12 protein-coding genes are annotated in these 12,863 nt (G+C 58.2%); 5 read left to right on the top strand and 7 right to left on the bottom strand.

The window, feature by feature from the left end; genetic code table 11:
- Window positions 1-73: 73 nt before the first annotated feature.
- Complete coding sequence (locus P0D80_RS09760; protein WP_408283231.1) at window positions 74-787, bottom strand: alpha/beta fold hydrolase; 714 nt, start codon at window positions 785-787, stop codon at window positions 74-76.
- Between the two features lie 593 nt (window positions 788-1,380).
- Here P0D80_RS09760 and P0D80_RS09755 point away from each other — a divergent pair.
- Together P0D80_RS09755 and P0D80_RS09750 are read left to right on the top strand one after the other, a co-directional pair.
- Entirely contained in the window at window positions 1,381-1,494 is a 114-nt protein-coding gene (locus P0D80_RS09755; protein ID WP_408178884.1) for a hypothetical protein, read from the top strand.
- A gap of 46 nt (window positions 1,495-1,540) precedes the next feature.
- Window positions 1,541-1,906, top strand: a complete 366-nt coding sequence (locus tag P0D80_RS09750; RefSeq protein WP_408178786.1) for a response regulator — start codon at window positions 1,541-1,543, stop codon at window positions 1,904-1,906.
- Between the two features lie 121 nt (window positions 1,907-2,027).
- Here the strand turns inward: P0D80_RS09750 and P0D80_RS09745 are convergent, their stop codons facing one another.
- Together P0D80_RS09745 and P0D80_RS09740 are read right to left on the bottom strand one after the other, a co-directional pair.
- Complete coding sequence (locus P0D80_RS09745) at window positions 2,028-2,378, bottom strand: winged helix-turn-helix domain-containing protein (RefSeq protein WP_408178785.1); 351 nt, start codon at window positions 2,376-2,378, stop codon at window positions 2,028-2,030.
- Between the two features lie 260 nt (window positions 2,379-2,638).
- Window positions 2,639-6,004 carry a PAS domain-containing sensor histidine kinase gene (locus P0D80_RS09740; RefSeq protein WP_408283227.1) on the bottom strand — a complete coding sequence of 1,122 codons (3,366 nt, stop codon included), beginning with the start codon at window positions 6,002-6,004 and terminating at the stop codon, window positions 2,639-2,641.
- 508 nt (window positions 6,005-6,512) lie between these two features.
- Here P0D80_RS09740 and P0D80_RS09735 point away from each other — a divergent pair.
- Window positions 6,513-7,151, top strand: a complete 639-nt coding sequence (locus P0D80_RS09735; RefSeq protein ID WP_408283224.1) for a response regulator transcription factor — start codon at window positions 6,513-6,515, stop codon at window positions 7,149-7,151.
- 124 nt (window positions 7,152-7,275) lie between these two features.
- On the opposite strand, the gene P0D80_RS09730 is transcribed toward P0D80_RS09735, so the two are convergent.
- From P0D80_RS09730 to P0D80_RS09715, 4 genes are all read right to left on the bottom strand, one after another.
- Entirely contained in the window at window positions 7,276-8,448 is a 1,173-nt protein-coding gene (locus P0D80_RS09730) for an MFS transporter (RefSeq protein WP_408178883.1), read from the bottom strand.
- Between the two features lie 134 nt (window positions 8,449-8,582).
- Window positions 8,583-10,304, bottom strand: coding sequence for a ubiquinone-dependent pyruvate dehydrogenase (gene poxB / locus P0D80_RS09725; RefSeq protein ID WP_132375896.1), 1,722 nt, complete (start codon window positions 10,302-10,304; stop codon window positions 8,583-8,585).
- A gap of 322 nt (window positions 10,305-10,626) precedes the next feature.
- Window positions 10,627-11,019: a DUF3331 domain-containing protein gene (locus P0D80_RS09720; protein WP_408283221.1), complete on the bottom strand. Its 393-nt coding sequence runs from the start codon at window positions 11,017-11,019 to the stop codon at window positions 10,627-10,629.
- Window positions 11,020-11,207: 188 nt separating this feature from the next.
- A complete protein-coding gene (locus P0D80_RS09715) occupies window positions 11,208-11,558 on the bottom strand; it encodes a hypothetical protein (RefSeq protein WP_408283219.1) in 351 nt (116 codons plus the stop codon).
- A 4-nt stretch (window positions 11,559-11,562) separates the two neighbouring features.
- Here P0D80_RS09715 and P0D80_RS09710 point away from each other — a divergent pair, with 4 nt between their 5' ends.
- Both P0D80_RS09710 and mdtN read left to right on the top strand, forming a co-directional pair.
- Entirely contained in the window at window positions 11,563-11,781 is a 219-nt protein-coding gene (locus P0D80_RS09710) for a YtcA family lipoprotein (RefSeq protein ID WP_408283216.1), read from the top strand.
- 19 nt (window positions 11,782-11,800) lie between these two features.
- Window positions 11,801-12,859, top strand: a complete 1,059-nt coding sequence (mdtN, locus tag P0D80_RS09705; protein ID WP_408283213.1) for a multidrug transporter subunit MdtN — start codon at window positions 11,801-11,803, stop codon at window positions 12,857-12,859.
- The last annotated feature ends 4 nt before the right edge of the window (window positions 12,860-12,863 follow it).

The raw sequence follows: 12,863 nt of genomic DNA, 5'->3' as shown, positions 1-12,863 counted from the left end.
CCGGCTTATCCAAAGACAATGCGCGCCGCACATCTGCGAGCATGGTCAGTAGACAGCAATGAGAGACACCCGCTTATGCGAGGTTAGCGAGGACCTCGATGGTTTTCAATGGCTCGGTGAGCATACAGTGATGGCCGGTATCAATGACGGCTGTCTGAACGCGCGGATCGCTTTTGAACTTTTCATAGAACTGTGTGAATGGAGTCGCATTCCACCCCGAGCAGTACACGTATCCGACGGAAATGTCCTGGCGTAGAGGCCGAGCCCGCACCGGTTCATAGAAAGTTTGCCACGGTTGATGGGCGAGGCGGGGCGTCACGAATTCGGCGAGTGTCGGGGCGGTTACGCCAAATACTTCCGGTGGGATTGGAGGAATTGAATTGTCCTTTTTTACAAACTCATCGAACTGGGCGCGCATCTCGGCCGGGATATAGTCAACCAGAGATTTTCCGTCTTCGGGTACAAAGGCGTCCAGGTAGATCAGCGATTTGATCCTGTCGGGGATTCGTGCGGTCACACCAGTGATGACCATACCGCCATAGCTCCATCCAACCAGGGTGACGGAGCGCAGGCCTTCCATTTCGATATGAGCAATCACGTCGTCGATGTGGCTATCAAGATCTGTGTCGCCGGTGCCATTGTGGCGACGCTCGCCGAGTCCGGTCAGCGTGGGTGCGGTCACGGCGTGTCCTAATTCGCGTAAGCCTGGAATCACATCGCGCCATACCCATCCACCATGCCACGCGCCCGCGATCAATACGTAAGTATGCTTGGCGTTTGAATTCATACTAAAGTCGCTCCAGAATGATTGGCCTTCAGCTCGCAATCGAGCCTCAAATCATTGAACAGTTGGACAAGTGCCAATATTCCCTTGTAAGCAGCGTTCAGGCATAAATAGTTACTTTGGCTCTGGTGACGGCCGTGATTACGCTGTAGAAGATGGTGTATCTGGAACGACCGACGCTATGCGCCGCGGCCGATGAGGCCAAACAATAAGCCTACAACTTCATACGTGGTGGTGACACTACATAATCATGTAATGCACGACATGGCTCCTCACGCTTCCGGACGACGATTCCGATGACTATAATTTCTCATCGGCACGCCCTTTGAGCAGCACATTTAGCGGGCCTACTGCAGATCGACTGTACCGAAGTTAGGAGAGGTTTTTACCTGACCGCAGAGGGGTTCTATGGAATCCGAAAACGAACTGGTCTATCTGGCGGACGACGACAGTCGGGTGCGAGAAGCACGCTCTGCACTATTGCGCACAAACGGAACGAACGCTCAGGCATTCAACTACGGTCTTGCCATAAAGGACGGGGCAGTTGATTTCCTCACAAAGCCTTTCGATTTGGTATCACCGAATACACCGTGCAAATGCATCGCGGCCACATCATGAAAAAAATGCAGGCGGATTCATTTGCGACTCTTGTCAGGCAGGCAAGCAAACTCCAACTCAAAGCCTCGTCGATAACCACGTTCGATGCCTGACGCCAACGCCAAACCTTTGTGAGACTCCATGGCCCGGAGGAAAGAAATGCTCGCGCCTCCGGTTCGAACCGTTGCCGTGATTGATGATGATCGGCGGGTTCTGACCTCTCTAGCGAACCTGTTGGCCTCAGGCGGGTATGGAACACGGCTCTACGAATCGGCACAAGATTTCTTTTCCGACGGCTACCTGGGGCTGTTATGCGTTATAACGGATTTGGGAATGCGGCCCATCGACGGCTTGCAAGTACTCGAGCGTGTGGTTCTTTCTGGCGCAGCAATGCCCGTCGTCATTATCACGGGCAAGCCGGGCGAGCATACGGAGAACTACTATCAGCAGAGAGGCGCACTAGGTTTCTTCAGAAAGCCTGTCGACGGGGACGCGTTGCTGGACCTGCTCGACAGCATCGCCTGAAGGCGTCGGTGGTCGGTCCACCTTTGCCTTAGGACAAGCGCTGCCAGACTTGCAGGCGCCGGCAAGTTGTTTTGAGCGGGACGTGTCGCGCCAGGCGAGTTGCGCGCTCGAAGAGAAAAAACTACTGCGCACCCCGCCTTGAGTCAGTACAGTCGACGAAAATCGAGGCGGCATGCGGCAGCTGAACCGGTCTCAACAGACGATAGCCGCGGCCAGGTACGGATACCAGCAACTTACGATCCTCGCCCATCATTTTACGAATCCAGCAGATGTGCACGTGAAGATTGTTGTCCACGACTATGGTGGTCGGCCACACCTGATCTATCAGCTTCTCCTTTGTCACCAATGCGCCGTTTGCTTCGATAAGGACGAGAAAAACATCCATCGCTCTGCAGCCAAGCTCGACAGGCGAGCCGTCGACGAATATCTCTCGCCGGTCCGGGAAGACAGTCAGATTTCCAATGCGAATCATTGCTTAAATATCCATTCGTTTGAGGCCGCTGTATTGGGACAGTAACCGGCGCAGACCGGCGACTGCGATAGCAGCGTTGAAGTCATCGAGCCGTGGTCGCTCCAGTGTTCTACCTGGTTTCGATGGTAGTTGGCCGTATGTCTGACCGCTATTACATGAATCTGGAGTCAAGTCTGTTTTTGTCGACGAGGCTCTGTGGTTGAAGCGACGGAGGGCATTGGAGCAGGCGGCGGACGCATGGCGAAAGTCGCCCGGTTGCACTATCTCGCGCCCACCTCCGGTTGGGAAATCTGGACAGGCAAGACGGGGAGGACGACGCCGAAGGTCGCTCCGTAGCCCTCGTTATTGGAGGCGGTAAGCCGACCCTCATGAGCCTCGATAATGGAACGGGACACCGCAAGTCCGATGCCCATCCCCTTGCACTTGGTCGTGACGAATGCGTCGAATATGCTGTCGTCGTCGTCGACGATGCCCGAGCCGTTATCGATGACTTCGAGCAGTATGGACCGGTCGTCAACCGGGCTCGCGGCAATCAGAATCCTGGGTGTGCGTCCCGAGTTCTCCGTGGCCTCTATGCCGTTCGTGATGAGGTTAAGAAGGACCTGCTGAATCTGTATCTGATCGACGAACACTGGAGGCAGGCCATCGGGCAAGTCGAACTCGATGTCGGCGCTACGCCTGGTTTCGTCTTCCCGTAGCAGACGGACGGCTTCGAGGACCATGTCTTTCACATTCCGTTCCCGTTTCTGGAATGTTTGCCGCTTGAACAATGCGCGGATGCTTTGCATCGTCTCGTCCGCGGAACGGGCATCTCGAACGACGCTTTCCACGGAAACCCTGGCTTCGCCCAAATTGGGCGGAGACGCCGCGAGCCACCGTTTGCAAGCCTGCGCATTGGCGATAACGGACGTGAGAGGCTGATTGAGTTCATGTGCGATCGACGCCGAGAGTTCTGCGACCGTGGCAATCTGGGTTGCACGCGCGAGTTCAGCCTGAGTCTGTCTGAGCCGGTCCTCCGCGCGCTTGCGCTCGTCGATATCAAGACTGAGCCCATACCATTGAACAATGTTGCCGTCGGCGTCTCTCATTGCTTCGGCAGTGTTCTGGTACCAGCGATAGACGCCGTCTTTTCGGCGAAGCCGCGCAACATGGCAGTACGGTTCGCCAGTCTCGATCGAGTGTGTCCACGCCTGAAGCAGGCTGTCCAGATCGTCAGGATGAAAGGTCTTCTGATAGCCGAGGTTCTCGAGTTGCGAAATATCCAGGCCAACAAATTCGGAGGTCTTCCGATTGACGTAAGTGAGCCTGCCTTGTGGGTCGTTGCACCAGAGCATGGCCGGGATGGTCTCGATAAGCTCGTATAGCTGATGCTCCCGCTGTTCGAGCACTGCTTCCGTTTGCTTGAGATCGTTGATGTCCGTACATACGCCGTACCAGTGCAGGATCTGTCCGCTTTCGTCGCGAAACGGTTCGCCGCGAGCGAGATACCAGCGCAGTTTCCCATCGGCGCCCGTCACCTGGTACGTGTCCTGATAAGACACACCTTCCTGGACAGCTTGCCTCCAGCGCGAACGGACGCGAAGGCGGTCAGCTTCAGGGATGAGGTTAAGTAACATTTCTCTGTCGAATTCTTCCTCGCCCTTGCCCATAAACTTCAGCATTTGTCGATTCCACCGGTCGACATCTCCTTGCGGTGTGGCGCGCCAGATCATCACGGGCAATGCGTCCACGAGCCTTCGCAAATTAAGCTCTTCCGAGCGAAGCGCCTCCTCGGCTAACTGCCGGTCGTGGATATCCGTCGAAAGCCCATACCAATTCAAAATGTCACCATTGGCACCCCGCATAGGTGCGCCTTTGCATTGAAACCATCGATACGTGTCGTCTGCCGCGCGGAGCCGATAGACCCAGTCAAAAGGCCTCCCGCTATCGATGGAATCCTGCCAGGCTTCAACGGTCGACGCGGAGTCATCCGGGTGCACCAGGTGAAGCCAGCCGTTCGCCACCAAATCATCGAGCCGTAGCCCGGTGTAGTCTTCAGTGCGCTTGTTGGCGTATTGCAGGCGGCCATGGGAGTCCGTACGCCAGAGCAGGCCCGGAACGGTTTCCGCCAGCCAGTTCAGTTGAACCTCATTTTCGCGGATGACCTCTTTAGACCTGTAAAGATCGTCAATGTCGATGGTCACGGCATACCACTTGTAAACGCTTCCGTCATCGTTGAAGTAAGGGATCGAGCGCGCGTGGTGCCATCGATAGTTACCGTCGCGGTCTGCCCATCGATAGGTCGTATCGTGCGCGCACTTTTCCTGAAGAGAGCGACGATGGCCCGCCTCTATCCGGTCGCGGTCATCGCGGTGAATGAAACTCAGAAAGCCGAGATTCTGTATGCCCTCAAGCGTCGTACCCGTTTCCTCAAGAATCTGCTGACTCACGTAGTCGAACTCGTGCTCTGTCCGGGTAGCGAAGCGGCCGGGTAATCGATCGAGGAGTTCGCGGGCTTCTTTCTCACTGGCCGCCAATGCCTGTTGAGCCTTGATGGTCTCCTCGATTTCTATTCCGACGAGGTACCAGTTGATGACGTCTCCGCTCGACGAGCGTGATGGCTCGGCGAGAAGACGCTGCCAGCGGTATATGCCGTCGTGCTGCAGCATCCTCACGGCAATGTCGACCGGCTCACGCGCGGCAATGCACGCTTTCCATCGCTGTAGTGCGGCGGGCAGGTCATCGGGATGAATGTAAGCCATCCATCGGTCGCCGACTATTTCCTCCATCGGTCGTCCCAACGCGGCGACGCCGACTTTATTCACGTAGACAAGCTCGCCGGTGGGTCCACCGACACATACGCAGGCCGGCACACTATCCACAATGCGCCGATAGGTTTCCTCTTCGATTCGAAGCAGGGATTCAGCGGTCTTCCGGTCGTGTATGTCCCAGCTCACACCGATCCATCGCAGTAGCCGTCCACTTTCGTTTCTTATCGTTTTGACACGGCAGAGAAACCACCGGTACTCGCCGTCAGTACGTCGGAGTCGAAGCTCGAGCTCTCCCATGTCGTTTCGGGCCAGAAGCGCCCCCCAGTATCGGTCGTTTGTCTGCAGGTCGTCAGGGTGGATTGCGGCTCGGAAAGAGTCGCAGTGGTGTGCTTCCTTTATGCCTGTGTATTCGCACAGGCTGGGGCTCAGGTATTCGATGTGACCAGTGGGCAGCGCGGTCCACACATGGCCGGGAAAAAGACTGCTAATACTTTGAAGTGTCTGGTTCAGTTGGCGGAGTTGCTCATCGAACTGTCCATCCTTCGATCCGGCCGTTGAGTCAGGCTGCGGGGGGCGCCGGGAGGCCAGCTCGGCACAAAGCCATGCCGCCGCGATTGCGACCGCGGAATGGGTGATAGAGCCGGAGTCAAGCGGAGGGTGACCGGCGGTGAATGCCATTCCGGCTATCCCAAGCGAGGCGAACCCAGCGGCCAGACGCCCGAAACTCCTGCCGAAAAAGTGCGCGATCAGGACAACAAAGAGGAGGCTGAGGATGCCGGAAATCGGTTCTAGTAACCCTGCGATGCTTGACGCACTGGATATGGCGACGCTGAGGGCAATATCCCGAGACGAGCGTGGTATCAACACGGTAAGCATGTCAACCTCCGAGTTCGTCGGCGCATTGGACGGTGGTACTTTTGCATGTCTCCGCCCATGGCAGGATCTTAGCGGGGTGTCGTCGGTTGTTTTATGTAGTACGTGCGAGGCCTGGTCGCGCGCAGTGCAGTGCGCACGAATCGGATACGAGGAGACAGCGATCCGTCATACCATAGCGATTCGCTGCTTGCATTTGGGGATCAAAGCTTTTCGAAGACGCGGTTTGGAAGAGCATAGTGGGCTGATAGCAATGACGTGTTTCCGAGTGCGCCGCATCGGGATTTTCCAATCAAGCGGACAAGGCGGAACGCTCAGCCTACAATTTCATATACGGCGCTGACATTACATAATCATGTAATGCACGATGCGGCTCCCTACGCTTCCGGGCAACGATTCCCACGGCTATAATTTCTCGTCGGCACGCCCGCCTGAGAGGCACATTCTGCGCGTCTATCGCAGATCGACTGTACCGACGTTAGGGGAGGTTTGCCTGACTACAGGGGGTTCCATGGAATCCGCAAACGAACTGGTCTATGTGGTGGACGACGACAGCCGGGTGCGAGAAGCACTCTCTGCGCTGCTGCGCGCAAACGGAAGAAACGTCCAGGCATTCAGCTCCGGTGGAGAGTTTCTGGACAAACCGCATCGAAATGTGGTGGCATGTCTGATCCTGGATATGAGAATGCCTGGCATGAATGGCCTGGAAGTCCAGAAGCTTCTTCGCATGGACTCTCCGATTCCGGTCATTTTCATTACCGGAGTGGGAGATGTGCCGTCCGTAGTTCTTGCCATGAAGGGCGGAGCTGTCGACTTCCTCACCAAGCCTGTCGATGAAGATGCATTGATGCGCGCGGTCGACGCGGCTCTCGCGAGAGCATACGTTCTTCGCGAGGAAGCGCAGAATGCAGCGACGCTTCAAGCGCTCTATCAATCGCTGACACCTCGTGAGCAGGAGCTGTTGCCGCTACTCGCAAGCGGTTTGCTCAACAAGCAGGCGGCGGCAATCCTTGGCATCACTGAATACACCGTGCAGGTGCATCGCGGCCACATCATGAAAAAAATGCAGGCGGATTCGTTTGCTACTCTCGTCCGGCAGGCCGGCAAACTGCAACTCGAAACGTCGTCGACAACCACGTTCGATGCCTGACGCCTGATGCGTGTTAGCACCGACCCGATACGGAAATCTTGCGGCCACCAAACGCCCGAACGTCGCGGCGTCGGCGGCCCATCCTTCGGATGGGATCACAAAACGCTAGCCTGGCCGTACAGTCTCACGCGTTCGCACGTCCGCGTGGTCCGGTCTCGCGCATGAACATCGCCAGCACCATTGCGAGCACGATGCCACCGAGCAGCCACGAGCCGGCTGCGCGGAACACCGGCAGATCCATTGCGCCGCCGCTCGCGACGTGGGCAAGCAGCTTGCCGTACGCGGGCGTGAGCAAGGCGCTGAACGTGAATACCAGGAAATTGATCGCGCCGCTGGCGCTGCCCTTCACGTTGTCCGGATTGACTTCCTTGATGACCGTGTAGGGCAGCATTGCCGCACCGGAGCCGATGCCGAGGAGCAGCCCGAGTACATAAGGCGGCGCCACACCGGCTGGCAGATAGAAAATGCCCGCGCCCGACACAAGCATCAGTAACGCGCCGGCAATCAACACCGGCTTGCGACGCCCCAGACGGTCAGACAGGTAACCTAACAGCGGGCAGCCGATCACCCAGCCGAGCGGCACCATGCTCGCACGATTGACGGCCTCCGCATAGCTGACGTCGAGACCGTTGTGCAGGAACGGAATGCCCCAGATCATGTCGCCGATCGTAGTCGGCAGGAACAGCAAGCCGGCGCAGAAACCGCAGAGATACGACTGCGGATTGGACAGCACTTCCTTGTACGGCGCGAACATCTTTATCCATGAGCCCTGGTTGGCTGGGCTGTCGTCATGGACTGCGGGCGTCGCGAAGAACACCAGCACGGCGATCAAAAGGATGACAAGGCCGGACAGCCACCAGAACTTTTGCCACGTGATGAGGCCGTGAATCAGCGGGGCAACGGCGAACTGCCCTGCGGAGCCGCCCAGCATGCCGAAGCATTGAGTGAATCCCACCGCCGTCGCAAGAGAACGCGGGGGAAAGCCGTGCGTGGCGAGATACACCGCGCCGATGAACCCACACGCCGAACCCGCGCCTTGCAGCAGGCGGCCGACCTGCGCCGCCTCCACGCTGCCCAGACCGAACAGCGCCGCGCCGACGGCAACGAGAACGATGCCGGCCGGAATGACGGCCTTGCCGCCGAGTCGATCGAGCAACGCACCGCAAACGATCGAGAACAGCGCATAGGTGTAGTAGTACAGGCCGACTAGCGCGCCCACGCCCAGCGCATCGCGGGCGAACGCCGCACTCAGCTCGGGTATCATCACGCCCGGCGCCGAACGCAGCATGTACTGCATGAAGTAGAACGCGGCACAGAAAAGCCAGGCGATGACGAAACCCATGTGGATGGGCTGGCGGTCTGATGCAACATTGACGGTGCTGACGGCCTTGCTGGACATGGTTCGATTTCCGTTGAGTTTTGCGGACCGCGTTACCGGAACAGGTTGACCTTTGCGAGATCGATGAGCTGCTGGCCCCGACCGTCCATGACGGCACGAAGCATGAACAGCCCAAAGTGGTAGGCCTGATCAGTGGTGGTCGCGGGAGGCATCACGAGTTCCTGACGCGCGCTCACTACGTCGACGAGAGCCGGGCCCGGATGGGCGAATGCTTCGGCCAGGGCGCCTTCCAGCTCCGCAGGATGCTCGACGCGCACGCCTTTGATTCCTATCGCGTTGGCCATCGCGGCGAAGTTCGGATTTTTCAGGTCACATCCCGTATCGATGAACCCACTGGCCTTCATCTCCATTTCCACGAAGCCGAGTGTTCCGTTGTTGAGCACGACGACTTTGACCGGCAAACCGGTTTGAATCAGCGTCAGGAACTCGCCCATCATCATGGTGAAGCCGCCGTCACCCGACATCGAAATCACCTGTCGGTCCCTGAAAGCCGCCTGCGCGCCGATCGAGTGCAACAACGAATTGGCCATCGAACCGTGGTTGAACGAACCGACCAGTCGTCGTTTGCCGTTCATCTTCAAATATCGTGCGGTCCATGCGATGGGCGTGCCGACGTCGCAGGAGAAGATCGCATCTTCGTCCGCGAGTTCGCTGACGAGCCGCGTCACGTACTGCGGATGGATCGTGCTGCTGCCCGCTTCCGGCTCCGCCAGCGCATCCAGACTCTGGCGAGCCTTGCGATAGTCGTCGAGTGCGCGATTCAGAAAGCTGCTGTCCGTTTTCTGCTGAATCTTCGGAAGAAGTTCATTGAGCGTATCCTTGACGGTTCCCAATACGCCAAGCTCTATCGGGCATCGATTGCCGAGCGCTTCCGCCCTTGTATCGACCTGCGCGATAGTCACCTTCTCCGGGTAGAACTGTCGATAAGGGAAGTCGGTGCCCAACATCAGGAGCATGTCGCAACTCTTCATCGCGGAATAACCAGAAGCGAAACCGACAAGGCCCGTCATGCCCACATCGAATGGATTATCGTATTCGATGTATTCCTTGCCTCGCAGCGAGTGCACGATCGGTGCTTGCAGTTTGCGGGCGAGTTCTACGACTTCCGCATGGGAATCCTTGCAGCCGGCCCCACACAGCAACGTCACTCGCGACGACCGGTTCAGCAGGCCTGCGAGTTCCGTCACATCGTCGTTTGATGGGTGAATCACCGGAGCGGAAGGCGCGCTCCAGGTCGGCACAGGTTTGGTGAGAGGTCCGAGCGCCACATTTCCAGGTATGACGACAACAGCGACGCCTTTACGCGCAACCGCTGTCCGGATGGCGCGGCCCAGAATTTGCGGCAGTTGGTCCGGGCTGGTGACGAGTTCGACGTAGTGGCTACATTCCTTGAACAGGATTTCGGGGTGAGTCGCCTGAAAATAGTCGATGCCGATTTCCGTGCTTGGGACATGCGCGGCGATAGCAAGAACGGGAACGCCGCTGCGTTGGCAGTCGAACAAGCCGTTGATGAGGTGCAGATTCCCCGGACCGCAACTTCCGCAGCACACTGCGAGCTGCCCCGTGAGATGAGCCTCGGCGCCAGCGGCGAAAGCCGCGCTTTCCTCATGCCGCATGTGAACCCATTCAATCGAACCATCCCGGCGCAGCGAGTCCGTGAATCCATTGAGCGAATCCCCCACGACACCGAACACGCGCTTCACGCCCGCGTTGACTAGTGCACCAACCATGTAGTCGGCAGCTATCGTCGCCATTTCACATCTCCATAGGTGAATGAATTACTACGAGTGCGATGCTTTCGCAGAGAGACCAAAGAGACACGTCCACATGAGCGCGGTGCAATCACCCAGCCGTAGTGGCTGTTTTGAACGGTCCGCAGTGTCAGGTCCTTGATGTTAGTGAGCGTGGCGAAGCGCGGCTATTACATGAATCTGGAATCAGCCTGGACAGGCTATTGGCGCTCGACACTGATTGAGTTACGGCAGGACACCGGAACAAGATTCGGATTACGTAGATATGAAATACGTCGGCCGAGCATGACGTCATCGTTGTTGACGCAGAGCCGGATTTGACCTGTCAGACCGTTTCCTCCACGGGGGTAGCGTCCATGACGGTAGCCAGAATCATCGCTTCGACGTTTCGTGGGGCAGGTCGGCCACGCCTGGGTCGATACACGGCATCGCCTGTTGCAATGGTCTGGCCGCTCAGTGCGCAAACCCCGGCTTTCCTCGCGATGCAGCGCCGCCATGTCTGTTCGCCGTAGCAGCAGGAGGTCGCGTCGCTCCACGCAATGGTTGCCGAGATCTGTCCATTGCGCTCCAGAATCCGGATCGCGCATTTCGAAAACTTGCCTTTGCCGCACATCGGGCGGACGCGACTGGACACAATGGGCCGTTGCGTTTCGCGTTCGTTCGAGAGGCGCGCCGTCGCGGACTGCCACGTTCTGTCTTCTTCAAAGGGCGCTTGCATGATGCGGTTCCTCGATTCTCATTAGACAAAAAGATACCGTGCACAATCAATGTGACGTGCCGGATTCTCGAGCCAACTTTCGACCCCGGCTTGATGATAGTCAGCGCATTTGCGGGCCGCTACTACATGAATGTGGAGTGCGTCAGGGTTTGACCAGGAAGAGGAGCCATGGCGGCGGCATTACATATTCATGTAATGCGGAATACCTTTTTCGGCGTTATTGTGACGGCTTGGTGCGCCTGCCATCTGTCGACGGGCGGCCCACAGGCTACGATCTTGAAAGGTGCGCTGTCAGTTTCTTCAGAAGGCCTTTGGATGAAGGCGCTTTGTTGGAAATGCAAAGCAAGCGTCACATCTCCGGTGCGCACGAAGCCGTTTCCCTCACTGCCCAAAACCCGAAATCCGAGGCGAGACGCATCGGCGTATCTGCAAGGCGTAACATTGATTTCAACCATAGAGACGACTTTGAAACGACACATGCCACTAGCCAGAGGCAGATGTTCAAAGCGTGCAATCGGCGCGGCCGCGATTGCCGCCATTCCGATGTCAGGGTGCGCAAATTCGCCATCCATTGGCGTGCTGGGCGCGTACTTTCCCGACTGGCTGTTCTGTATCGTCGCGGGCGTCGTGCTCACGGTCGTCATCTATCTGATCCTCAAGCGCTTACAGGCCGACAATCTGATGGGACCTTCCGCCGTGGTGTATCCCACGCTTGTCGCATTCCTCGCGCTCGCTGTCTGGTTGATGTTCTTCCAACATTGAATTTTTGTCGGGTGGATGAATGGCGACCCCAGCCAGCAGGACATCGAAGAGAAAATGGCCGGCCATCGTGATGGTCGTGGTGACGCTGTTGCTGCTCGTCTACGTCATCCGGGTGTGGGACCGGGCGCCTCGCACCGACGACGCTTATGTCTACGCGGATACGATCGACGTCGTGCCCGAAGTCAGCGGCCGCATCGTCGAGTTGGCCGTGCGCGACAATCAGGCGGTGAAGCAGGGCGATCTGCTCTTCCGTATCGATCCGCGCCCGTACCAGGATGCGCTCGCGCGGGGCCAGGCGTCCCTCGTCGCGCTCGACCGCCAGATCGAGCTGACCCAGCGCACGGTCAATGCGCAGCAGTACAACGCGCAGTCGGTGCGTGCGGCCGTCGAGCGCGCGCGAGCCGCAGCCGGCCAGGCGTCCGATACGCTGCACCGTATGGAGCCGCTGTTGTCACACGGTTATGTGTCGGCGGAAGACGTCGACCGTGCGCGCACCGCGCAACGCTCCACCCAGGCCGAACTCAGCGCCGCGCAATTGCAGGCGCAGCAGGCGGCGGCGGCTGTGAGCGGCGTCGATGCGCTGGTCGCGCAACGCGCCGTCGTCATGGCGGAGATCGCGACGGCCGAACTGAACCTGGAGTATGCGACGGTGCGAGCGCCGTTCGACGGACGCATCGTGTCATTGAAGACATCGACCGGCCAGTTTGCCACGGCGCTCAAACCGGTCTTCACCTTGATCGATACGCGCCACTGGTACGTGGTCGCGAATTTTCGCGAGACCGAACTCAAGGGCGTCAGGGCGGGGACGCCTGCCACGGTCTACCTGATGAGCGATACGGGCCAGCGTTTCCAGGGCAGCGTCGACTCGATCAGCTATGGTATCGCGCCCGATGAAGCCGGCCTCGCATTGCCCGGCGGATTGCCGCGCATTCAACGCACGCTTAACTGGGTGCATGTGTCGCAGCGCTTCCCGGTGAAGATCCGCATCGACAAGCCGAACCCGGAACTGTTTCGCGTCGGTACGTCGGCGGTGGCCGTGCTGGAACCCGGGCGCGGCGACGACGGCGAGCACCATTGAGGAA

Source organism: Paraburkholderia sp. RL17-373-BIF-A (genome assembly GCF_046030175.1).
Classification (GTDB): domain Bacteria; phylum Pseudomonadota; class Gammaproteobacteria; order Burkholderiales; family Burkholderiaceae; genus Paraburkholderia.
Note: the sequence above shows the minus strand (reverse complement) of the source record. Positions and strands in the feature narration are given on the sequence as shown.